Here is a 23,812-nt window from a genome sequence, read left to right on the forward strand (position 1 = left end):
ATCAGTATCCAATGAATAGAATAAATGTGAATCAAATAAAACAAGTTGGAGCCTTCACTTTCCTCTATTTTCTTGCGATTGGACTGGGGGTCTTAGTTGGAAATCTGGTCGATCATCAAGGAAATATGTTTTATGCTCCTGCCTTTTCAGCCTTGTTTGGCGGGATGATCTACCGCTATTATCTAGAAAAAATAAAAGGAGTTGGATCTATCTTTATAGTTGGCTGCGTGATTGGATCCTTCTTCCTCTTTTCGCGTCATGGTGCAGGGGCCTTTATTCCAGCCTTGATCGCCGGAAGTTTTGCGGAAATGGTCGCCTCAAGTGGTCGTTTTCGCTCGAATTTACGAAATGCCTTGTCTTTTGTCATTTTTGCCTTTGCGACGACAGGGCCCATTCTTATGATGTGGTTCTATCCAGCCAGTTACCGCATGTCGTTACTGGATCGTGGTAAATCGATAGACTATGTCAATCGGGTGATGGTATCACCAGATCTAGCGACCATCACTTGGTTTGTCCTCACGGTCATATTGGGTGCTGGATTAGGATGGGGACTATCGAACTTCCTTCTTCCATTATTGGACAAAAAAGGAGATAAAGATGCACAATAATTTACTAGTTCTTCAGTCAGACTTTGGTTTGGTGGATGGAGCAGTATCCGCTATGATTGGGGTTGCTTTAGAAGAATCGCCAACCCTTAAAATTCACCACTTAACTCATGATATTACCCCCTACAATATCTTTGAAGGGAGTTACCGTCTCTTTCAGACAGTAGATTACTGGCCAGAAGGGACGACCTTTGTTTCGGTGGTCGATCCTGGTGTCGGTTCCAAACGAAAGAGTGTCGTAGCTAAAACGGCGAAAAATCAATACATTGTCACTCCGGATAATGGCACTCTCTCTTTTATCAAGAAACATGTAGGGATTGTTGCTATCCGTGAGATTTCAGAGGTGAAGAATCGTCGAGCCAATACAGAGTTTTCTTATACCTTCCATGGCCGTGATGTCTACGCCTATACAGGAGCTAAGTTGGCCAGTGGCCATATTAGTTTTGAAGACGTCGGACCAGAACTCAGTGTCGAACATATTGTGGAAATCCCAGTGGTTGAGACGGTTCTTGAGGACAATCTTGTTAAAGGTGCAGTCGACATTCTAGATGTGCGCTTTGGTTCTCTTTGGACTTCCATTACTCGGGAAGAGTTCAATCATTTGGCACCCGAATTTGGGGAACGTTTTGAAGTGACCATCTATAACAATGACATGCTGGTTTACCAAAACCAAGTAACCTACGGTAAATCTTTCGCCGACGTGCGAATTGGACAGCCAATCCTTTATATCAATTCCCTTTACCGTGTTGGTCTTGCCATCAACCAGGGATCCTTTGCCAAGGCCTATAATGTAGGAGTTGGGGCTTCTTGGCATATCGAGATTAGAAAAATGGAAAATTAATAGGAGATATCATAATGAAACAGAAATCATTATTTTCAATTAAAGATGTTGTAGCTATTGGGGTTGGAGCAGCCCTCTTTGTCGTGATTGCTATGTTGCAAATCCCTGCACCTGCACCGAATACGAGCATTCAGTTGCAATATGCCCTTCAAGCTCTCTTTAGTGTAGTCTTTGGCCCAATTGTCGGCTTCTTAATCGGCTTGATTGGTCATGCCATTAAGGACGCTATGTCAGGTGGTCTTTGGTGGACTTGGATCATTTCAAGTGGTTTGTTTGGACTCTTTGTTGGTTTCTTCCGCAAACAAATCGGTGAATTTAAAGGGGAAGTGACAAAGAAAGAATTAATTGTCTTTAACGTTGTTCAAATCGTATCCAACCTTGTGATCTGGGGCTTGATTGCTCCGGTTGGAGATGTCTTGATCTACAAGGAAAGTGCCAATAAAGTCTTCCTACAAGGTGTTGTTGCGGGTTCATTTAATGCATTAACAGTAGCTGTTGCAGGTTCTCTTCTCTTGATTGCTTATGCACGGACTCAAACAAAAGATGGAAGTTTGACCAAAGATTAAATGTACAGAAGATAAGAGAGTGAAACAGAAATCGGTAATTCGTTAGAATTCGATTTCGTCGTCCCACCTCCGCACAGTTGAGTAGGGCTGTAAAAGCTGATGAAATCAGCGTAGTAGAGCCCACTCAACCACTGCGTCTTGCTCGACAATCCAAAAATAATTGAGAGGCTAGGACTTTTGTCCCAGCCGCTTTTTTGTTTTATCAAAAATATTTTTTACAAAATGTAAGATATATATTGCAAAATAGAAAATATAGTGTATAATAAAGCTATAAAAACAAGAAAGGAAAATCATGTGGCGAAAAATCTCAAATTAAAAATGGCCCGGGTCGAGCATGATATGACCCAGGGGGATCTTGCAGATGCCATTGGAGTGACGCGCCAGACCATCGGTCTGATTGAGGCGGGAAAGTATAACCCAACCCTCAGTCTCTGCCTTGCCATCTGTAAGACCTTGGATAAGACGCTGGATCAACTGTTCTGGGAGTAACAGTTTTAATAATAGAAAGAGGAAGAATATGAAACAAAAGAAAGAACCAATTGTAAAAGATGAACGGACCATGCTACTTGATGGAAAAATCGCAGGAGAACTTGTCCTTGGTATGACCTGCTTTATTGCCCTATCTGCCTTTGTGAAATCCAGTATCCTGGACTTAGACCTAGTCGCTTATCTCCCTGAGATGTTCCTTCTGATTGCCATGGGAGCCTATGCCTTTGTGAGAAGGATCAGTTCAGGGATTGATATCCGAGATATGTTAGAAAAAGATAGCTGGTTGAGTCGCCTTGGGTCAGGTCTATTCTTTGCTGTGCTTGTGACAGCTATGGATGTGATTGGAAAGAGAGAAGCAATGAGCTTTATCTTGAGTCCCAAGTATCTGGTCAAAATTTTATTAGAAATTCTCGTCTTTGCCATCCTGACAGATCTGCTTGAAAAACCACTTGCTCTTATCAATCGGAAAAAACAAGAGAAGATCGAGGCAGAGTTAGAGGATGAAGAATAAGGAGGAAGAGATGTGATTACAATTGCTGAACAAACAAATCATAGATGAACGAGAAGAAGGCTTAGCTAATAAGGCTGGTGCTGAGACGGCTGGTTTTCTTTTCCTTGCCTTAACTGTTTTTAGTGTGGGATCCATTTTTACATCTAAGGTGGGGCTCAGTCCAATCATGGTGGTAGCCTTACTCATCGTCTCAGGATTGTATTACTCTGTTCGTTGTCAACGATTGGGTGTGAAATTTATCAGTTATAGCTATCTAAATGTGACGGGAATTGTAGCAGTAACCTCTATTCTCTCCTTGTTCATCTGGGCTCAAAATTTTCAATTAAACCAAGCTGTCTATCAGGCAAATCCCTTCCATTCAAAATTCTTACTGGTACTACCTATTACCTTTTTACTGAATCTTCTAATTGTATGGGGAGTCAATACCCTTGTAATGCTTCTTGCAAAAGTTGAGAAAAAACGCTATGAAGCCTATCTAGATCAGTTGGAAAAGGAAGAGTAGGAAGTTGGAACCTTGGTGTCGTCGTATAAAAGTCTGGGAAACCAGGCTTTTATTTTTCAGTCAAATAAATTGCATTCGTTTTCTTGGGAGAGTATACTGGTATAGTTGAATGAAAAATTCTGATAATTTAATCTTAGAAAAGAGAATCTTATGGCAAAACTTATTCGTGTATTACTTTATTATAAATATGTTCCCATCGAAAACGCAGAACAATTTGCGGCTGATCACTTGGCCTTCTGTAAATCAATCGGCCTCAAAGGACGTATCCTAGTCGCTGACGAAGGAATCAATGGAACTGTTTCTGGTGACTACGAAACAACACAAAAATACATGGACTACGTTCACAGCCTTCCAGGTATGGAAGACCTCTGGTTCAAGATTGATGAGGAAGAAGAGCAAGCTTTCAAGAAGATGTTTGTACGTTATAAGAAAGAGATTGTCCACCTTGGATTAGAGGATGATAACTTCGATAACGATATCAATCCTCTTGAAACAACAGGTGCTTACTTGTCTCCAAAAGAATTTAAAGAAGCACTTCTCGATGAAGATACCGTTGTCCTTGATACTCGAAACGACTACGAGTACGACCTTGGACACTTCCGTGGAGCTATTCGTCCAGACATCCGCAACTTCCGTGAATTGCCACAATGGGTCCGTGATAACAAGGAAAAATTCATGGACAAACGCGTTGTCGTCTACTGTACAGGTGGAGTCCGCTGTGAGAAATTCTCTGGCTGGATGGTGCGTGAAGGCTACAAAGATGTTGGTCAATTGCATGGCGGAATCGCCACTTACGGGAAAGACCCAGAAGTTCAAGGCGAACTATGGGATGGTAAAATGTACGTCTTTGACGAGCGGATTGCAGTCGACGTCAACCATGTCGATCCAAGCGTTGTCGGAAAAGATTGGTTTGATGGAACACCATGCGAACGCTATGTCAACTGTGGAAATCCTTTCTGTAACCGTCGGATCTTGACTTCAGAAGAAAACGAAGACAAGTATCTTCGCGGATGTTCGCATGAGTGCCGGGTTCACCCTCGCAATCGTTATGTTGAAGAACACAACTTGTCACAAGCAGAAGTTCGTGAGCGTTTAGCCCTTATCGGTGAGACGCTTGATGGAGCACCTGCATAATAGAAATAAACAGTCTGAAAGCTCAGGCTGTTTTTATATGGAAATTGATTGAAAATTGTGCTATACTTTAGGTAAGCGATTTCACAAAGGAGAAAACAAATGAGTATCGTGTTTTCAATCAAAAATAAAAAGAGCTTATTTGGCTATCAGAAAGTACTCGCAGCACAGGAAGTTCTTAAATTGGTAGAAGGGTTAACAACCTACAACTATGATCCTGCCACCCTTCATCGTCCCTTAAATGATTTTGAAGGCTTGAACTGTATTGTATTTGGTAAAAGCGGTCTTCCTCTGCAGTTACGCTATTTTGATGAGGAAGAGTCTTATCAGATTCAGGTGCCCTCTTTTGCGATAGAAGAAGATTGGCAGTTGGCCCTTCGATGGCTTAGTCGCCTCGCAGAAGTACTAGGAACGGAGATTGTGGCCAGCGACGGAGTGAGCTATACTCCAGATTCTATTTTCCATTTTGATTATGAAGTCGTCATCCTAGAAACGCTGGGTAATGTGACGAAAGAAAAAGATCTAAAAGAGTTTGAAGTACAAGGCTTCGCTCATCCAGTCTATTTGGATCGGGATACAGTGCAGGAAGTCTTGAACCATGTCCATCCACTAGAAGCCTACTCTGCCTTTATCAAGAAGATTCAATATAGTGCAGCTTATTTCAGTCAAGTCCGTTTTTATCAACAGGAGGAGACAGGAGCCTTCTTAGCCAGCTATAGCTTGACAGAAGATACGGATACGGTCTTGCCCAGCGTGCCACATGTTCCTGCAGAATATGTAGAAATTGTGGGCTTAGCGGGTATCATTGATTGGCGAGTTCTATTGGTTGCGATCGATGGAGATCCGGATAAGCCAGAAAATTACCATCCAATTGGCTCTCTTGCTCTGAAGAATCTATTGGCAGCGCTAGAGCCAGATGAATTCCAGCTGCTAGATGCTAGTCAAATTGAAATTAAAAAATTGTCCAAAGAACGGTTGCTAGAATTAGCGCAATTGGAAAACAAGTAAAAAGAATCGCAGTGAACTGTCCTTTCGACGTTTGATCCGAAAAATCTAACGTCTGGGAGCAGTTCTTTTTTATGCTCCTTCCTTTGATCAAAAACCAATGACTAGGCTAATTATGGTATAATAGGGGCCTAGAAGTAGAATGAAAGAGGTGCACGAAATGCTGTTAGAAGAATTTGATGCCAATCGACAGGCGATTATCAATCCACAAGACTTACACCAACCAATTGAAGGATTTCCCAAAGTTGTCATCTCTTGCTTTTCAAGAGTAACCTTTGCGCGCCTTCTTGAGAATTATGACCACGAGGTCATTGCAAGAACCTCTATGGCTAATTTTGAAGTCCTGGTCTATGGGATCACTATTGGAGACCAACAGATTGGTGCCTTTAATGCACCAGTTGGGGCTGCTTCCTGCGTGGGGATTATAGAGGACCTGATTCAATTTGGGATGGAAAAACTCGTTCTTTTTGGGACCTGTGGGGTATTAGATCGAGATATCGAAGCAACCTCCATTATCATTCCAACAGCTGCTCTTCGCGACGAGGGGACCAGTTACCACTATCTTCCGGCTAGTGATGAAGTGGAAGTAAACAAGAAAACCCTTCCTCTCTTCCAAGCCTTTCTGGACAGTCACAAGGTTTCTTATCAGTCAGGAAAAGTGTGGACGACAGATGCACCTTACCGGGAAACCATCGACAAGATGAAGCGACGAAAGGAAGCAGGAGCCATCTGTGTGGATATGGAATGTTCGGCAGTGGCAGCCCTAGCAGTTTATAGAGGCTTTGAGCTCTGCCATTTCTTCTATGCAGCTGACCACCTCTCGGAAGAAAAATGGGATATCCGAACCTTATCTAGTCATGAAGATTTAGATAGCAAGGATCGCATCGCGGAGTTAGCCATCCAATTTGCGCTCTTTTGGGAAAAGGCAAACTAAATGAAAGAAGCAATGATTGAACTGAAGGATTTTTCCTTCCAATACAAGGCACAGTCTGAACCAACCTTGAAAAATCTCAACTTAACCATTTATAAGGGGGAAAAGGTTCTGATTGTTGGGCCGTCTGGTTCTGGTAAGTCAACCATTGGCCAGTGCTTAAATGGGATTATCCCTAATATCTATAAGGGAACCAGTAGTGGGCAATTCCTCATTCAGGGGAAAGAAGCCTTTGATCTCAGTATTTATGAGAAATCTCACTTGGTCAGTACGGTTTTGCAAGATACAGATGGCCAATTTATTGGTTTGAGTGTCGCAGAAGACTTGGCTTTTGCTCTTGAAAATGACATGGTGGATCTGGGAACGATGAAAGAGCGTGTGCAGAGTTGGGCAGAACGCTTGGATTTGATGAAGCTCTTGGATCATCGGCCACAAGATTTGTCCGGTGGGCAAAAACAGCGAGTGAGTTTAGCAGGTGTTCTGATTGACGAAAGTCCGATCCTCCTTTTTGATGAACCACTGGCTAATCTAGATCCCAAGTCGGGTCAGGATATTATTGATCTGATCGATCAGATTCATGAAGAACAGGGGACGACCACCATTATTATCGAACACCGTTTAGAGGATGTACTCTACCGTCCTGTCGATCGGGTTATCTTGATCAATCAAGGACAAGTTCTCTATAATGGTCAACCAGATGAGTTGTTGAGGACGACACTGCTAGCTGAAAATGGGATTCGAGAACCTCTTTATTTAACAACTCTTCGCCAGCTTGGTCAGGATATCGATCAATTGGAGCATCTAGATCGTCTAGAAGATATCGAACTTACTGGTGTGAATCGTTCCATTACAGAAGCGACCTTTACTAAAACTGGTGAGACGGAAGAACTATTGAAGTTGGAGCAGATTTCCTTTGCTTATCAAAAGGATCATCCGATCTTAAAAGATATATCCCTCACGATTCCGAAAGGGCAGCGCTTAGCGATTGTCGGGAAGAATGGGGCAGGAAAATCAACTCTTGCGAAAGCCATCTGTGGATTCATTACCACAGATGGGCAATACACCTCTAGAGGTGAAGATATCAAGCAGGAGAGTGTCAAGGAGCGGGCTGAGCGAGTGGGCTATGTCCTGCAAAACCCCAATCAAATGATTTCGACCAATATGATTTTTGACGAAGTCGCTCTAGGTTTGCGTTTGCGGGGTGTCGCTGAAGAAGACATCAAAGAGCGTGTCTATCAAGCACTGAAAACTTGTGGTCTCTATGAGTTTCGTAAATGGCCGATTTCTGCTCTCTCATATGGGCAAAAGAAACGGGTGACCATCGCCTCTATACTAGTTTTAGGACCAGAAATTTTGGTCTTGGACGAGCCGACAGCAGGTCAGGACCAGCGCAATTACACTGAAATCATGGAATTTCTAAATAGCTTGCAAGAAAAAGGCCATACCATTGTCATGATTACCCATGATATGCAACTGATGTTGGATTATTCTGATCGTGCCCTTGTAGTATCAGACGGACAAATTCTAGCAGATCTCCCACCTGCAGAGCTGTTCACTCATCCGGATATTTTACAAGAGGCTAATCTCAAAGAGACTTCGATTTTTGCTTTAGCCAATCGATTAGGAATGGATCCCTTGGCGCTAACGCAGTTTTATATGCAACAGAAAGGAGCAGGTCATGAATCATCGATTAGTCGGCTACCATGAGGGGACGAGTTTTCTTCATCGCCTTTCAGGTGCGAGTAAGTTACTCTTTCTTCTTTTTGTATCTCTTGCGGCCATGTTGAGTTATGATACCCGGCTCCTTCTAGGAATTGGTGTGGGCGCCTTGCTTTTATTCTCTACAGCTGGTATTCGATTTCGGGATATTTCATTTGTGCTTGCATTTGCTTTTGTTTTTGCACTGTTAAATGTTGTCATGGTCTATCTCTTTGCCCCCCAGTATGGAGTAGAGATCTACGGGGCAAAGACGGTACTGATGAAGGGGTGGGGCTCCTATAGTATCACCTCGCAGGAACTCTTTTATCTTTTTAATCTAGCTCTTAAGTATGTCTGTACCATACCTCTAGCCTTGATTTTTTTGATGACGACCCATCCTAGTCAGTTTGCTTCAAGCCTCAACCAAATTGGAGTATCTTACAAGATTGCCTATTCTGTCAGCTTGACTCTGCGTTACATTCCTGACGTACAAGAAGAATATCAAACGATTAAATTGTCTCAGGAAGCCAGAGGGGTGGAGTTGTCCAAAAAGGCCAAGCTGATCAAGCGGATCAAAGGCAATTTGCAAATCATCTCTCCCTTAATCTTTAGCTCACTTGAGCGGATTGACAGCATTTCTACGGCTATGGAATTACGTCGCTTTGGTAAAAATAAAAAGCGGACCTGGTATTCTCATCAAGCCATGGAAATGAAAGATTATGGGATGATTCTATCAGCATTAGCTGTTCTGGTCTTTAGTATTGTCCTGATCTTTGTCAATCAGGGACGTTTTTACAATCCATGGAGGTAATGACATGTCAGAAACGATTTTAGTAACAGGAGCTTCAGCTGGCTTTGGTCAAGCGATTTGCCGTCGCTTAGTAGCAGATGGATACCGTGTGATCGGATCAGCTAGACGCATTGAAAAATTACAGGCCCTCCAAGAAGAGTTAGGAGAAGCCTTTTATCCCCTGCAAATGGATGTGACGGATCTTTCTCAGGTAGATCGTGCACTTGCCAGTTTGCCAAAAGCTTGGGAGAGAGTGGATGTTTTGGTCAATAATGCTGGCTTGGCCCTAGGCCTCGCCCCAGCTTATGAAGCAGAGGTCGCAGACTGGCTGACCATGATTCAGACCAATATTGTCGGCTTGACCTATCTGACAAGGAAAATCTTGCCCCAGATGGTGGAACGAAATGATGGCTATATTATCAATTTGGGCTCTACAGCAGGAACTGTACCTTATCCAGGGGCCAATGTTTACGGGGCGTCCAAGGCTTTTGTCAAGCAATTCTCCCTCAATCTTCGGGCGGATCTAGCCGGCAAGAAGATTCGTGTCAGCAATATTGAACCCGGTCTTTGCGAAGGAACGGAGTTCTCTTCTGTTCGCTTTAAAGGAGACGAAAAACGGGTAGAAGCCCTCTATCGAGATGCCCATGCCATTCAGCCGGAAGACATTGCCAACACCGTAGCTTGGTTGATCCAACAGCCCAAGCATGTCAATGTCAATCGGATTGAAATCATGCCAGTTTCCCAAACCTTTGGCCCTCAACCCGTTTATCGTGATTAAAAAGAGAAGCAACCAAACCACAAGGAGTTGGTTGTTTTTTATGTTTCCTCTGGTATAATAGAAGGCAAAGTAAGGAGAAAAAGATGACAGCTGCGTTAGTTATTGGTTCTACAGTTTGTGATGTGATGATTTACTTGGATCGTTTGCCAAGTCGTGAAGGAGATGCCCATATTGATCACCAGCAATGGTCTGTGGGAGGTTGTGCCTTTAATGTCGTTAATATCCTTCATTTTTTGTCGCAACCCTACCAGTTTGTCTCGCCAGTCGGTTCTGGAATATATGGTGATTTTATTCGGAGAGAGCTGAAACAATTAGGGATTTCCTCTAGCATCTCATTAGAAGGGGCCAATGGTTGCTGTTACTGCTTTGTAGAGTCTGATGGTGAAAGGACCTTCTTATCGGACCACGGAGTGGAGTATAGCTTCCAAGCAGAGTGGCTAAAAGATATCGAGACAGATCGATTTGATTATATCTACTTGTGTGGCCTTGAAGTTGAGGAGCCAACCGGTCTTGCATTGGTGCAGTCTGTTTCGCAACTAGAAGGCCAGGTGATTTTCGCACCTGGGCCACGCGGACTCTTGATTCCAAAGGATCGACTGGAAGCAATTTATGATCTGCATCCAATTCTCCATGTTAATGAGGCTGAAGCACTGGCTTTTTCAGGGTGTAGAGAGATCCAGCCAGCCATCGAACACTTGTATCAGAGAACGGGGCAATTGGTCATTGTCACCTTGGGTGAAAACGGAGCGGTTGCCTATGATGGCAACTGGTATGAGGCAGACGGTTTTCCAACAGAAGTCATCGATACAGTAGGCGCTGGAGATAGCCATGTGGGATCCTTCATATCCGCTCGTTTAGAAGGCTTAGATATCACGCAAGCCTTAAGATTTGCCAACAAAGTCTCTAGCCAGATTGTTGCAAGTAAGGGCGTTCATCTGACAAAAGAGCAGCAAGAAGCCCTACGAACAGAATTGAAACAAAAATAAAAAAGAGAGTGGGACAGAAATCGGTAATTCGTTAGAATTCGATTTCGTCGTCCCACCTCCTCACAGTTGAGTAGGGCTGTAAAAGCTGATGAAATCAGCGTAGTAGAGCCCACTCAACCACCGCGTCTTGCTTGACAATCCAAAAATAATTGAGAGGCTAGGACTTTTGTCCCAGCCTCTTATTTGACATTATCCGCTTGGCCCTTTGTATCTTACTACAATGGCCGCTTATTGGGCATACCTGCTTTTCTTGGATATTTATTGGGGGTTTCTTTTTTCTTTTCGACAACAGTGATATAGCGTGGATCCCCATTTGGCAATTCATATTGTAGATTGTCTTCAACCTTACTAAAGAGCAGATTGAGGGCATTTTTGGCTTCTTCCAACTCTTCTGGAGCATTGCTGGCCTTGAGAGCAAGAAGCCGTCCTCCTACTTTCAGATAAGGGATGGTCAGTTCAGAGAGGACTTGCATGCGGGCAACGGCGCGGGCAGTTACAATATCAAATTGGGCACGAAAAGCCTTGTCTTGCGCAAAGTCTTCTGCACGTCCATGGTAGAAATGAACTCCGCTCAAACCTAACTCTTCAGCCAGCAAGTGGAGAAAATTGATCCGCTTATTAAGGGAATCAATGATAGTCACATCCAGCTCAGGGAAAAGAATTTTCATAGGAAGGCTTGGAAAGCCGGCGCCAGCTCCGATATCCAAGAGACGGATGGGTTGGTTTTCGATCAAGCCTTGTAAAATGGGTGCGATAGAGTCATAAAAATGCTTGAGATAGACTTCGTCTTTTTCGGTGATGGCAGTGAGATTAATCTTTTCATTCCATTCCACGAGGAGCTCAAAATAGCGTTCGTATTGCTCTTTTTGACGGTCAGTTACTGGGAAGCCGAGTTCGGCTAAACGGACATAAAATTCTTCTGGTTTCATGCTTTTATTTTACCACAAAATAAGGGAAATTTGATATACTGGTAGAAAGAAATGAAAGGAATTCAATAAAATGATTTGGATTATTCTTGGGATCCTTGTGGTCCTTGTGTTGATTGTAGTAGGAGTTTACAACGGTTTGGTGAAAAGCCGCATGCAAACTCGTGAAGCATGGAGTCAAATTGATGTGCAATTGAAACGTCGGAATGACTTGATTCCAAACTTGATCGAAACCGTTAAAGGCTATGCTAAGTACGAAGGAGATACACTAGCAAAAGTGACTCAACTTCGCCAACAAGTAGCGCAAGCTTCTTCACCTGCAGAAGCAATGGCGGCCAGCGATGCTCTTTCCCGTCAAGTAGCAGGCATCTTTGCGGTTGCCGAAAACTACCCAGACTTGAAAGCTAACACCAACTTCATGCAGTTGCAAGAAGAATTGACCAATACAGAAAACAAAATTTCTTATGCGCGTCAATTGTACAACAGTGTCACAAGCAACTACAATGTCAAGTTGGAAACTTTCCCAACAAACGTAATTGCTGGAATGTTCGGCTTCAGACAAGCTGAATTTCTTCAAGTGCCTGAAGAAGAAAAAGCAGTACCAAAGGTGGACTTTAGCGGATTAGGAGACTAATATGCTCTTTGACCAAATTGCAAGCAATAAAAGGAGAACCTGGATTCTCCTTATTGCTTTTTTCATACTCTTAGCTCTTATCGGAGCAGCCGTTGGCTACCTCTGGTTAGGCTCCTCCCTTGGTGGCGTCATCCTAGCCTTAATCATTGGCGGTATCTATGCCTTTAGTATGATTTTCCAATCAACAGAAGTTGTCATGCGGATGAACGGGGCGCGTGAGGTGACCGAAGAGCAAGCCCCTCAACTCTACCATATTGTCCAAGATATGGCTATGGTAGCTCAGATTCCCATGCCTCGGGTTTATATTGTGGATGATCCTTCGATGAATGCATTTGCGACTGGATCTAATCCTCAAAATGCAGCTGTTGCAGCGACAACAGGCCTTCTAGCTGTGATGAACCGTGAGGAATTGGAGGGAGTCATCGGACACGAAGTCAGCCATATTCGCAATTACGATATTCGCATCTCGACGATTGCAGTGGCCCTTGCCAGTGCCATCACCATGCTTTCTAGCATTGGTGGCCGGATGATGTGGTGGGGCGGTGGCCGTAGCCGGGACGATGATCGAGAAGGTAGCGGTGGTTTGGAGATTGTTATGTTGATCCTTTCCTTGCTTGCCATCGTTTTAGCGCCATTAGCAGCGACCTTGGTCCAGTTAGCCATTTCTCGTCAACGGGAGTTCCTAGCAGACGCTTCAAGTGTTGAATTGACACGGAATCCTCAAGGAATGATAAATGCTTTGTTAAAGCTAGACAATAGTGAACCAATGCAACGACATGTCGATGATGCGAGCAGTGCACTTTTTATCAACGATCCAAAAAAAGAAACCGGTTTGCAAAAACTCTTTTATACCCACCCACCCATTGCTGAACGGGTGGCTCGCCTAAGAAAAATGTAAAAAAAATCCACCAAACGGTGGATTTTTTATTTGGTAGTTAAGAGGAAGGTAGTGAAACCAAGGATGGCAAAGGTCCCCCAAGCTATGGGAAGGCTCCAGATAGCTAGACTAGAAAAGAGAGCTGTCCCAAGTGGCATGGCAAAGCTGACCATCAGTCCCAAAAAGCTAGAGGTAGAAGCTAATTTTTCAGCGGGCAATTTACTCATTAAAAGACTGGAAACTTTTGGGTTGATTTTTGCTACAAGATAACCAAGGAAAGTGATGAGTAGAAGGGAAAGAATGTCCCAGTGCATCAGGATATTTGTGAGCCCAAGCATGGTCAGCCCACCTGCGATCCACAGGAGGGTATGGTGGAGCGATTGCTTGGAAAAATAGTCATGGGGTGTCAAACTAGCCCAGACCATGCTTAAAATAGTCACTGCCTCTAAAATCAAGAGCGACTGGCTAAAGCTCAACTGAAAGAAGGGGGAGTGAAGCAGTTGCAGATTGTAGATACCTGAGATGGATCCCCCCCAGGGCATTGATGAGAACCAATGAGAAGAGCAACTTGCCAAAGTGGTGGACCTCCTCATCTGCAAAAATACTTTTGGCGTTCTGGTACATCTCTTGGCATTCGTGTAGCAAAGAATTCTTACTTTTGGGCTCAATGACAGGATCATGTGTCAGCTGCTTTTTTCTCATCAGGAGACAAGTGGAAGACAGGAGAAAAGTCACGGCATTGATCGAAGCGACCAGGGCGAAATTTTGATGGCTGATGGCTAGCAGCCAAACTCCTAGAGCTTGTCCAGAAATCGAGCAGACCATACTAAGTAGTTGGTTGAAGGAATAGGCCTCCATCAAATCCTCGTCAGTGATGTTCTTTTTCATGATAGGGAGTTGCAAGCCTCCGCGATAATCACTCAAACAATCTGAAACAATGTTTAAAAAGCAAACAATCGAAAAGGCTAGGTAACCTGGAATCTTGGTCATGAGAGCAATAAGGATGAAGAGGATGGCTTGAAGATAGCCAATGCGGATCAACCAGTTAGCTTTTTTCTTCGTGCGGTCAGCCTTCATTCCGACAAAAATGGTAAAGAGGCTAGGAATAAATACAATGAGATTGGCAATGCCAACTGCCAGACTCGGTTGCGGCATACTGGCAGCAAAGACCACAAAGACCAGATTGTAGATGGCAGCGCCAAGGGTATTCAAAAAGCGAGAAAGACTAAGTAAGGCAAAAATCTTATTACGGACTAAGAGTTTCATAAGCCTTCCTCCTTCATGTGATCAGTTGCTAGGACTTGTTTGATGGATCGAAAGATCTGTTTGAAGAGGTCCATTTTCTCCTCTTCAGAGAGAGCTAGTTCCTGATCCTTCAGATAGACGCTGGTATGCGTGAGAAGAAGATGGAAAAAGTGATTTTTTAGTTTGGTCATCATGGGAAGAACCTTCTTTCTTTGCTTGATGGTTCTATTATAGACTTCAAAAACAAGAAAAAACGAAATGTTGCATATTTTCAACAAAAACTCACAGGATAGATCTGTGAGTTTTTAGGATTTATTGATCAGTTCTTGCAGGCCCTGTTTGTAGTAGTTGGCACTGTCCTTACAATCAAGAATGGATAGGACCTGGATGGCCTGCTCCATCTTTTCAAGACCAGCTTCTTTTTCTCCCTTTCGATAGAGAAATTCTCCGTTGGCATAGAGGTAAACCGTCCGCAGGTAGGCTTCGTTTTCGGAGTAAAAGTGGTCCTTAATCAACTGATCAAAATAGGTTGCATCTTCAAATTCATTTGAACTAATGGCCAGAAAGAAGCCATTAAGAAAAATAGAGTTAAGGGCAGGACGAGAGGAATCTAGGAGAAGCTTGAAATCCTCCCTTTGGACCAACTCCTCTGTGTATTGTCGATAGAGGCGACTAGAGAAAAGTGGAGAGGTCAGAGAAAACAGGTTTAATTCAAAATTTCCCCAGATTGTGACAGAGAAGAGATAATCATGGAGGAAATCCAGTTCCTCTTGGCTAGCGGTGAGCTCCACCTCAGGATAGAAGCCAAGCATTTGGACTTTGAGAATAATGCTGGCTAAGAGGTCTTCTTTTTTGTGATATTTCTGATAGGCTTGCTGGTAGCTTTGGTACAAGGCTTGATCGTGTTCCAAACTCATGTTTTCATAGTGCTCTTTCAACAATTTGGGAATAAAGGAGTGCTGATCGATTCCAGCTAGATGGGAAAACTCACTGAGGCTCGTTTTGATCTGTTGCAAAGCCTTAAAAAACCGTTGGGTCGTCAGGTCATTTTCCCCTCTTTCAAATCGAGATAACATGGAGCGCGAAAATTCGCCACCCGTAGCTTCCTCTAGAGAGATGTGGCGACTTTCACGTATTTGCCGAAAAACAGCTCCGATTTCTTTCATGAATTCTCCTCTATCTAACAATGCCCTAGCCAGTGACCCTCTTTTGTCCAAGAGATGGTGGGACCTTGTGTACAACACCAATTGGCCTAGTTACTGTATCTTTTTTCATGATTATAACAAATTTTTGAGGAGACTTCTTGGTTGAGGGGCAGCTTCATGATATACTAGTAGTATCTAGAAGATTTGAGGACAAAAGAATGAACCTATTTACACAAGAAATCCGTAAAAATCCTGAAGGACTAGCCTTTGATCAAGAGTTGGATTTGCTCAAGGAATTGCAAAAGCGTAATCCAGAAATTCTTGATTTAAAGAATGTGACGGCGACAGGACGAGTAGCCTATGATACAGGCCTCTATGTCTTGGATTACCAGTTGAGCTACACCATCGTTTTGGCATCTAGCCGAAGTATGGAGCCTGTCGAGCTTCAAGAAAGCTATCCTGTAACAGAAGTGTTTGCGGAGGATGTACAGTCTGACGCAGATATCGAGGCTCTAGAGGAAGACTTGATCCTTCCAATTGAAGGTGGGAAGATTGACCTGAGTGAGAGTGTAGCGGATAATATCCTGCTCAATATTCCCCTCAAGGTTCTTACTCCAGAAGAAGAGGCTGGACAAGGTTTTATCGAAGGCAATGATTGGAAAATCCTATCCGAAGAAGAATACCAAGCCACTCAAGCGATTAAGAAAGAAGAAAACAGTCCTTTCGCCGGTCTAAATGGCTTGTTTGACGAAGAATAAGCTAGAGATTGCATTTGATAAATTTAGACATAAATACAGGTCTTTTCTTTGAGGAAAGGCCTTCTTTTGATATACTAGGATTAATAAACAACAGAGGGTAGACCTCTAAAAAGGAGAAAAAGTATGGATACTTTATTTATTCCAGGTTGGTTGATTACTGTTGTAATCGTAGCCATTCTTGTATTGATCTTGTTGGTCAAAGGGTATGTCAATGCTAAACCCAACGAAGTCGTGGTCATTACCGGTCTTCGGAAGCAACGTCACTTGCGTGGGAAAGCAGGCTTTATGATTCCCTTTGTCGAACAACGCTCTTATCTTGATATTGAGCAATTCTCGACAGATGTTCGGACGTCAGAAGCAGTCCCAACACTGGACTTCATTAACGTCCGTGCCGATGCAGCTGTTAAATTAAAAATCGGTACAACCGATGAAATGATTGCCCGGGCTGCAGAAAACTTCTTGAACTGGAATACGACAGATATTTCCAACTCTGTCCAAGATGTCTTGGAAGGAAACTTGCGGGAAGTGATCGGTCAGATGGAGCTCCGTAAGATGGTCAATGACCGTCAAGAGTTTGCCTCAAAAGTGCAGGACAACGTAGCACCAGACTTGGCAAAAATGGGTCTAGAAGTCATCGCCTTTACGGTTCAATCCTTCTCTGATGAAGGGGGAGTCATCGATAACCTCGGGATTGAAAATGTTGAAACCATTAAGAAAGATGCCTTGATTGCCAAAGCCAAAGCAGAACGTGAACGCAAGGAAGTTGAAGCAGAACAAGATAAATTGGCTAACGACAAACGCGTCGCAGCCGATCTTGAAATTGCGCAAAAACAAAACGAATTAAAACTCAAACAAGCAGCCCTCAAGCAAGAAGCAGATATTGCCCAAGCAAAAGCGGATGCCGCTAAAGGGATTGAGGCAGAGGTGCAACGTCGTGAACAAGAGCGCGTGGCAGCCGAAGCTAATATCATGAAACAGGAAAAAGAAGCGGAAGTCAAAGAGCGCGAAGTTAAGGTTCGTGAGCAAGAATTGGATGCCAACATCCGCAAACAAGCTGAAGCTGAAAAATATGCGCGTCAACAAGCTGCAGAAGCAGAATTGATTGAACGCCAACGCAAGGCGGAAGCAGAACTCTTCGAAACACAAAAAGAAGCCGAAGCTCGAAAAGCCCAAGCCGAAGCTGAGAAATTTGCCCAATTGCAAGAGGCCGAAGCTATTGAGGCTAAAGGTCGTGCCGAGGCTGAAGCCATTCGCTTGAAACTGGAAGCCGAAGCCAAAGGTTTGGACCAAAAGGCCGAAGCGATGAAGAAAATGCAAGAAGCTGCCATTACTGAAATGGTCGTTGATAAGTTGCCTGAAATTGCGCGTGCTGTCGCAGAACCATTAACCAAGGTTGATAAGATCACCATGTACGGGGAAGGCAATGCTTCTAAGATGGTGGGCGATATTATGCAAAGTATCGACCAAGTCTCTCAAGGAGCCGGATTTGATATTCGTCAATTGCTAGCAGGAGCTCTTGGGGTCAATATGACGGTCAATAAACTCAAAGAAGGAGAACAACCGGTCATTGAAGCAGAGGAGTTAGCTTCTAAAGAAGATTAATGCCATTCATCAAGAAGTGTCTGAGAACTGTTTCTCGGGCGCTTTTGTTTTTAAGATCAAATGACTTGCATGATCTTCTCCCTCTAGAGAAGGCGGGAAGCTATTTTCTGCTTTCTTTTGAGGAGGAAAAATGGTAGAATAAAGGCAAACTATAAAGAGGAGTGTCACATGACTAAAGCAAACTTTGGTGTTGTTGGTATGGCCGTAATGGGTCGTAACCTTGCCCTTAATATCGAATCTCGTGGCTACACAGTTGCCATTTTTAACCGTAGTAAAGAAAAAACAGAAGATGTGATTGCTTGCCATCCTGATAAAAACTTTGTGCCAAGCTATGATATCGAAAGCTTCGTAAACTCAATCGAAAAACCACGTCGTATCATGCTCATGGTTCAAGCAGGACCTGGTACAGACGCAACTATCCAAGCCCTTCTTCCACACTTGGATAAAGGTGACATCTTGATCGACGGAGGAAACACTTTCTATAAAGATACCATCCGTCGTAACGAAGAGTTGGCGAACTCAGGGATTAACTTTATCGGTACAGGTGTATCTGGTGGTGAAAAAGGTGCCCTTGAAGGTCCTTCTATCATGCCTGGTGGACAAAAAGAAGCATATGACTTGGTAGCGGACGTTCTTGAAGAAATCTCTGCGAAAGCGCCTGAAGATGGAAAACCATGTGTGACATACATCGGTCCTGATGGAGCTGGTCACTACGTGAAAATGGTCCACAACGGGATCGAGTACGGGGATATGCAATTGATCGCAGAAAGCTATGACCTCATGCAACACTTGCTTGGTCTTTCTGCAGAAGACATGGCTGAAATCTTCACTGAATGGAACAAGGGTGAATTGGACAGCTACTTGATCGAAATCACTGCTGATATCTTGAAACGCAAAGACGATGAAGGTCAAGATGGACCAATCGTAGACTACATCTTGGACGCTGCAGGGAACAAAGGAACTGGTAAATGGACGAGCCAATCTGCCCTTGACCTTGGTGTGCCATTGTCACTCATCACTGAGTCAGTATTTGCCCGTTACATCTCTGCTTACAAAGAAGAACGTGTACACGCTAGCAAGGTTCTTCCAAAACCAGCTGCATTCAAATTTGAAGGAGACAAGGCTGAGTTGATCGAAAAAATTCGTCAAGCCCTTTACTTCTCAAAAATCATCTCTTACGCACAAGGTTTTGCGCAATTGCGTGTTGCTTCTAAAGAAAACAACTGGAACTTGCCATTTGCGGACATCGCATCTATCTGGCGCGATGGATGTATCATCCGTTCTCGTTTCTTGCAAAAGATCACAGATGCTTACAACCGCGATGCAGATCTTGCTAACCTTCTATTGGATGAGTACTTCTTAGATGTTACTGCTAAGTACCAACAATCAGTTCGGGATATCGTAGCTCTTGCTGTTCAAGCTGGTGTACCAGTACCAACCTTCTCAGCAGCCATCACTTACTTCGATAGCTACCGTTCAGCGGATCTTCCGGCAAACTTGATCCAAGCACAACGTGACTACTTTGGTGCTCACACTTACCAACGTAAAGACAAAGAAGGTACCTTCCACTATTCTTGGTACGACGAAAAATAATCTTGCTCTATGGTCAAACGAGTTCTACTAGTAGAAAATGAGAAGCAAATCGCTCGCTTCATTGATTTGGAACTTCAAAAAGAGGGGTATCAAGTTGATGTGGTCGAGGATGGAAAAGCGGGTCTGGCCTTGATTGCTGCGACTAAATATGATCTGATCTTGTTTAATTACGATTTGTCAGATATGTCTGGTGAAACATTCGCAGAGGAAATCAGTCGGATTCGTCCAGCTTCTGTCTTGATTGTTTTGGATAGCCGCGATAAAATTGCTGAGCACAAAGAGAGTATTCAGCGCTTTGCCGTTTCCTATATGGTCAAACCCTTTATTATCAGCGATTTGGTGGATAAGATCACAGCCATTTTTAGAGGTCGTGATTATATTGACCAACATTGTAGCCAGATGAAAATTCCAACATCATACCGCAATTTGAGCATTGATGTGGAACACCATACCGTCTATCGTGGGAAAGACATGATTAGTTTAACCCGCAGAGAGTATGATCTCTTAGCGACTCTGATGGGAAGCAAAGGAGTGGTGACACGAGATCAGTTGCTGGAAAGTGTCTGGAAGTACGAGAGTACGGGTGAGACTAATATTGTGGACGTCTATATCCGGTATCTCCGTGGGAAAATTGATTTACCCGGTCAAAAAAGCTATATTAAGACCGTTCGTGGGATTGGCTATGCCATGCAAGACGCATTAGAATAAAATATTCGAACCCTTAGAGGGTTCGAATATTTTTATATCCCAAGGGAAACGTTTGCGTTTGGAAAGGATGGGTTTTAAAAAGGATTTGGCTTAAAAAAGATAAAAAAAGATAAAATTTGGAGAAAAAAATGAATGTAAGGCTTTACAAATTTTTAAAATGTGGTATACTAGAAGCAAATTAAGCGCAAACGTTTTCTTAAAAACAAAAGCCTTAAACAATATAAGGAGGTTGAATGATGAATAAAGGATCATTCAAAAGTTTATTTAGCTTTGAATTCTGGCAGAAGTTTGGTAAGGCCTTGATGGTCGTTATCGCTGTCATGCCAGCTGCTGGGTTGATGATTTCAATCGGGAAATCAATCCCTATGATCAACCCGAATTTATCTCCACTTGTTATTACAGGTGGGATTCTCGAACAAATCGGTTGGGGGGTTATCGGTAACCTTCACATCCTCTTTGCACTCGCTATCGGTGGTAGCTGGGCCAAAGAGCGTGCTGGGGGTGCCTTTGCGGCTGGTCTCTCTTTCATCTTGATTAACCGTATTACCGGTGCAGTTTTCGGAGTGACATCTGCAATGTTGGCCGATAAGGATGCTACCGTTCATACGATCTTAGGTGGATCAATTAAAGTTGCAGACTACTTCATTAGTGTCCTTGAAGCACCGGCACTTAATATGGGGGTGTTTGTAGGGATTATCTCAGGTTTTGTTGGAGCAACAGCCTTCAATAAATACTATAACTACCGTAAACTTCCAGAAGCCCTTTCTTTCTTTAACGGGAAGCGCTTTGTCCCATTCGTTGTTATCGTTCGTTCAGCTCTTACAGCCTTGGTTTTGGCAGCCTTGTGGCCAGTAGTTCAATCAGGAATTAATGGATTTGGTGTTTGGATTGCCAACTCACAATCAACAGCTCCAGTATTGGCACCATTCTTGTTTGGTACCTTAGAACGTCTTCTCTTGCCATTTGGTCTTCACCACATGTTGACCATTCCAATCAACTATACTCAATTGGGTGGTAGCTACCAAGTTCTTACAGGTGCTGCCAAAGGAACAACTGTATTTGGACAAGATCCACTTTGGTTGGCTTGGGTAACAGACCTTGTTAACTTGAAGAAGGCAGATCCTAGCCAATACCAACACTTGCTTCATGCGTACACACCAGCTCGTTTCAAAGTTGGTCAAATGATTGGATCATTTGGTATCTTGATGGGGGTTGTAGTTGCTATCTATCGCAATGTGGACCCAGATAAGAAAGAAAAATACAAAGGGATGCTTTTTGCAACTGCCCTTGCTACATTCTTGACAGGTGTTACTGAACCAATTGAATACATGTTCATGTTCATTGCAACACCTTTATACCTAATCTATGCCTTTGTTCAAGGAGCTGCCTTTGCAATGGCTGACTTGGTTCACCTTCGTGTCCACTCATTCGGTTCAATCGAGTTTTTGACACGTACCCCAATGGCCATCAACGCTGGTTTGGCATTAGATATCTTTAACTTTGTATGGGTAACAGTCCTCTTTGCCTTTATCATGTACTTCATTGCCAACTTCATGATTAAGAAATTCAATTATGCAACTCCAGGACGTAACGGTAACTATGAACAAAATGATGATGCCCCTGCAGGAGATGGTGCAGCAGCAGGTGCTGCTACAAGCTCAGCAAGCTCACAAGTCATTAACATCATCAACCTTCTTGGTGGACGTGCCAATATCGTAGACGTTGACGCATGTATGACTCGTCTTCGTGTAACCGTTAAGGACGCTGAAAAAGTCGGAACAGAAGAACAATGGAAAGCTGAAGGCGCTATGGGTCTTGTCATGAAAGGACAAGGTGTCCAAGCAATCTACGGACCTAAAGCTGACGTATTGAAATCTGATATCCAAGACGTTCTTGATTCGGGTGAAGTTATTCCTGAAACACTTCCTAGCCAAATGACAGCAGTTCAAAAAGCTGAAGCAACCTTTAAAGGGGTAACTGATGAAGTGCATTCCGTTGCAGATGGTGAAGTGATCAACATCGAAGATGTGAAAGATCCTGTATTCTCACAAAAAATGATGGGTGACGGATTTGCAGTTGAGCCTGAAAATGGCCACATCGTTTCACCAGTTGCTGGTAAAGTTACTAGCGTCTTCCCAACCAAACATGCCCTTGGTTTGGTAACAGATAATGGTTTGGAAGTCTTGGTTCACATCGGTCTAGATACTGTTAGTCTTGAAGGAAAACCATTTGAGGTTAAAGTTTCTGAAGGTCAAACAGTGGCTGCTGGAGACCTCTTGGTAGAAGCAGACCTTGATGCAATCCGTGCAGCTGGTCGTGAAACTTCAACAATTGTTGTCTTCACAAATGCAGATGCGATTAAATCCGTTAAGGTCGAACATACTGGTAAATTGGCAGCAAATGCACCAGTTGCAACAGTAGAATTATAAGAGATGTCGGCAAAGAAAACGAGGTTGGGGCAGTGTACCCGGCCTCTTGCCGTTTCTTGATTTGAAAAGAAGGAGAAATCAGGGGATGAAATTTTTAACATTAAATTCCCATAGTTGGATGGAAGAGAATGCCCAGCAAAAATTTGAGACCCTCAAGGAGCAAATTTTAGAAGCACAATATGATGTGATCTGTTTCCAAGAGGTCAATCAAGAAATGGCCTCAGAAGTAGTCAAAACGGATGAGTATTATCAAGCTTTGCCATCAGCTGTAGCCATTCACAAGGATCACTTTGTTCGCGTATTGGTTGAGGAGTTGGCTGCTCAAGGTCTTCACTATTACTGGACTTGGGCTTACAACCATATTGGCTATGATCACCTCAATGAGGGGGTAGCCGTTCTTTCGCGTCAACCTTTGAAGGCGGATGAGATTTTGGTCTCCAATATGGATGATCCAACGGACTACCATACGCGTCGGGTGGCCGTTGCCCATACCAGTGTCGATGGAAAAGAGATTGCTGTTGCCAGCGTCCATCTTTCTTGGTGGGACAAAGGTTTCCAATTTGAGTGGCCACGCATTGAGAAGTACTTCAGCCAAGTAGGCAAACCTTTTATTCTAGCTGGTGATTTCAATAATCCTGCTGGTCAAGAAGGGTATGAAACGATTCTATCCAGTTCGCTAAAACTTCAAGATAGTTTTATCGAAGCCAAAGAAACAAAGGGGACTTATACTGTAGGACCTGGAATCGATGGCTGGACGGATAATCAAGTTCCATTGCGAATCGATTACGTCTTTGCAAGTCCAGAATGGGACATCCAGCGTCTACATGTCATTTTTGATGATCAAAACAAACCCCATGTCAGTGATCACTATGGCTTAGAAGCTGAATTATCACTTTAATATAAATGGAGAGTCGAAAGGAAAACGATTTTATTCAATCGTCCTTCGACTCTTTTTTATGGATCAATGAGGAGCAAGCATAGGGGATTCTCCTGTTCTTCTGCTTTCTTTACGATTCAATTTATGGTAAAATGAAGTGTTAAAACAGTTTAAGGAGGTAGCAA

General features: G+C 43.3%; 24 protein-coding genes and 1 pseudogene. 21 read left to right on the top strand and 4 right to left on the bottom strand.

The annotated features are described in order from the left end of the window. Positions 1-11: 11 nt before the first annotated feature. The 13 genes from RDV49_RS04365 (at position 12) to RDV49_RS04425 (ending at position 10,833) form a co-directional block, all read left to right on the top strand. A complete protein-coding gene (locus tag RDV49_RS04365; RefSeq protein ID WP_003008485.1) occupies positions 12-608 on the top strand; it encodes an MptD family putative ECF transporter S component in 597 nt (198 codons plus the stop codon). Then, entirely contained in the window at positions 598-1,446 is an 849-nt protein-coding gene (locus RDV49_RS04370) for an SAM hydrolase/SAM-dependent halogenase family protein (protein WP_003008482.1), read from the top strand. Before RDV49_RS04365 ends, RDV49_RS04370 begins: the two co-directional genes overlap by 11 nt. A 14-nt stretch (positions 1,447-1,460) precedes the next feature. Beyond that, on the top strand, positions 1,461-2,012 hold the full coding sequence (locus tag RDV49_RS04375) for an ECF-type riboflavin transporter substrate-binding protein (protein ID WP_003008479.1): 552 nt from the start codon (positions 1,461-1,463) through the stop codon (positions 2,010-2,012). A gap of 294 nt (positions 2,013-2,306) precedes the next feature. Continuing rightward, complete coding sequence (locus tag RDV49_RS04380) at positions 2,307-2,501, top strand: helix-turn-helix transcriptional regulator (protein WP_003005328.1); 195 nt, start codon at positions 2,307-2,309, stop codon at positions 2,499-2,501. A 28-nt stretch (positions 2,502-2,529) separates the two neighbouring features. After that, a complete protein-coding gene (locus RDV49_RS04385; protein ID WP_003008473.1) occupies positions 2,530-3,012 on the top strand; it encodes a DUF6773 family protein in 483 nt (160 codons plus the stop codon). A 22-nt stretch (positions 3,013-3,034) separates the two neighbouring features. Next, complete coding sequence (locus RDV49_RS04390) at positions 3,035-3,514, top strand: DUF6773 family protein (protein ID WP_003008470.1); 480 nt, start codon at positions 3,035-3,037, stop codon at positions 3,512-3,514. A gap of 150 nt (positions 3,515-3,664) precedes the next feature. Further along, the gene (gene trhO / locus RDV49_RS04395; protein WP_003008467.1) at positions 3,665-4,648 is read left to right on the top strand and encodes an oxygen-dependent tRNA uridine(34) hydroxylase TrhO; all 984 of its coding nucleotides are present in this window, start codon (positions 3,665-3,667) and stop codon (positions 4,646-4,648) included. A gap of 99 nt (positions 4,649-4,747) precedes the next feature. Further along, entirely contained in the window at positions 4,748-5,653 is a 906-nt protein-coding gene (locus tag RDV49_RS04400; RefSeq protein WP_003008464.1) for a DUF4299 family protein, read from the top strand. A 157-nt stretch (positions 5,654-5,810) separates the two neighbouring features. Further along, positions 5,811-6,584, top strand: a complete 774-nt coding sequence (locus RDV49_RS04405) for a nucleoside phosphorylase (protein ID WP_037608051.1) — start codon at positions 5,811-5,813, stop codon at positions 6,582-6,584. Continuing rightward, positions 6,585-8,288, top strand: coding sequence for an ABC transporter ATP-binding protein (locus RDV49_RS04410; protein ID WP_003008459.1), 1,704 nt, complete (start codon positions 6,585-6,587; stop codon positions 8,286-8,288). Next, a complete protein-coding gene (locus RDV49_RS04415; RefSeq protein ID WP_003008456.1) occupies positions 8,260-9,090 on the top strand; it encodes an energy-coupling factor transporter transmembrane component T family protein in 831 nt (276 codons plus the stop codon). The genes RDV49_RS04410 and RDV49_RS04415 overlap by 29 nt, the downstream gene beginning before the upstream one ends. 4 nt (positions 9,091-9,094) lie before the next feature. Next, complete coding sequence (locus RDV49_RS04420; protein ID WP_003008453.1) at positions 9,095-9,847, top strand: SDR family oxidoreductase; 753 nt, start codon at positions 9,095-9,097, stop codon at positions 9,845-9,847. Between the two features lie 83 nt (positions 9,848-9,930). Further along, a complete protein-coding gene (locus RDV49_RS04425) occupies positions 9,931-10,833 on the top strand; it encodes a carbohydrate kinase family protein (protein ID WP_003008451.1) in 903 nt (300 codons plus the stop codon). A 215-nt stretch (positions 10,834-11,048) separates the two neighbouring features. Here RDV49_RS04425 and rsmG read toward each other — a convergent pair whose 3' ends face one another. Then, on the bottom strand, positions 11,049-11,762 hold the full coding sequence (gene rsmG / locus RDV49_RS04430; protein ID WP_003008448.1) for a 16S rRNA (guanine(527)-N(7))-methyltransferase RsmG: 714 nt from the start codon (positions 11,760-11,762) through the stop codon (positions 11,049-11,051). 70 nt (positions 11,763-11,832) lie between these two features. On the opposite strand from rsmG, the gene RDV49_RS04435 reads away from it, so the two are divergent. Both RDV49_RS04435 and htpX read left to right on the top strand, forming a co-directional pair. Then, complete coding sequence (locus tag RDV49_RS04435) at positions 11,833-12,393, top strand: LemA family protein (protein WP_003008445.1); 561 nt, start codon at positions 11,833-11,835, stop codon at positions 12,391-12,393. Between the two features lies 1 nt (position 12,394). After that, positions 12,395-13,291 (top strand): zinc metalloprotease HtpX, encoded by an 897-nt coding sequence (gene htpX, locus RDV49_RS04440; protein ID WP_003008442.1) that lies wholly within the window; start codon positions 12,395-12,397, stop codon positions 13,289-13,291. A gap of 26 nt (positions 13,292-13,317) precedes the next feature. Here the strand turns inward: htpX and RDV49_RS04445 are convergent. From RDV49_RS04445 to RDV49_RS04455, 3 genes and pseudogenes are all read right to left on the bottom strand, one after another. Beyond that, positions 13,318-14,536: pseudogene (locus RDV49_RS04445) on the bottom strand (MFS transporter). Continuing rightward, complete coding sequence (locus tag RDV49_RS04450; RefSeq protein WP_182448471.1) at positions 14,533-14,709, bottom strand: hypothetical protein; 177 nt, start codon at positions 14,707-14,709, stop codon at positions 14,533-14,535. The pseudogene RDV49_RS04445 and the gene RDV49_RS04450 overlap by 4 nt, the downstream one beginning before the upstream one ends. A gap of 111 nt (positions 14,710-14,820) precedes the next feature. Further along, the gene (locus tag RDV49_RS04455; protein ID WP_003008433.1) at positions 14,821-15,681 is read right to left on the bottom strand and encodes a helix-turn-helix domain-containing protein; all 861 of its coding nucleotides are present in this window, start codon (positions 15,679-15,681) and stop codon (positions 14,821-14,823) included. A gap of 197 nt (positions 15,682-15,878) precedes the next feature. Between RDV49_RS04455 and RDV49_RS04460 the strand changes: the two genes are divergently transcribed. The 6 genes from RDV49_RS04460 (at position 15,879) to RDV49_RS04485 (ending at position 23,648) form a co-directional block, all read left to right on the top strand. Beyond that, positions 15,879-16,418, top strand: coding sequence for a YceD family protein (locus RDV49_RS04460; protein WP_037608048.1), 540 nt, complete (start codon positions 15,879-15,881; stop codon positions 16,416-16,418). A gap of 123 nt (positions 16,419-16,541) precedes the next feature. Further along, positions 16,542-18,020, top strand: a complete 1,479-nt coding sequence (locus tag RDV49_RS04465; RefSeq protein WP_003008427.1) for a flotillin family protein — start codon at positions 16,542-16,544, stop codon at positions 18,018-18,020. Positions 18,021-18,188: 168 nt separating this feature from the next. Next, the gene (gnd, locus tag RDV49_RS04470; protein ID WP_003008422.1) at positions 18,189-19,613 is read left to right on the top strand and encodes an NADP-dependent phosphogluconate dehydrogenase; all 1,425 of its coding nucleotides are present in this window, start codon (positions 18,189-18,191) and stop codon (positions 19,611-19,613) included. A gap of 9 nt (positions 19,614-19,622) precedes the next feature. Next, the gene (locus RDV49_RS04475; protein WP_003008419.1) at positions 19,623-20,321 is read left to right on the top strand and encodes a response regulator transcription factor; all 699 of its coding nucleotides are present in this window, start codon (positions 19,623-19,625) and stop codon (positions 20,319-20,321) included. 236 nt (positions 20,322-20,557) lie between these two features. Beyond that, the gene (locus RDV49_RS04480) at positions 20,558-22,750 is read left to right on the top strand and encodes a PTS transporter subunit IIBC (RefSeq protein WP_037608409.1); all 2,193 of its coding nucleotides are present in this window, start codon (positions 20,558-20,560) and stop codon (positions 22,748-22,750) included. Positions 22,751-22,835: 85 nt separating this feature from the next. Beyond that, complete coding sequence (locus RDV49_RS04485; RefSeq protein ID WP_003008412.1) at positions 22,836-23,648, top strand: endonuclease/exonuclease/phosphatase family protein; 813 nt, start codon at positions 22,836-22,838, stop codon at positions 23,646-23,648. Positions 23,649-23,812 lie beyond the last annotated feature (164 nt).

The organism is Streptococcus parasanguinis (assembly GCF_031582885.1).
GTDB lineage: Bacteria > Bacillota > Bacilli > Lactobacillales > Streptococcaceae > Streptococcus > Streptococcus parasanguinis_M.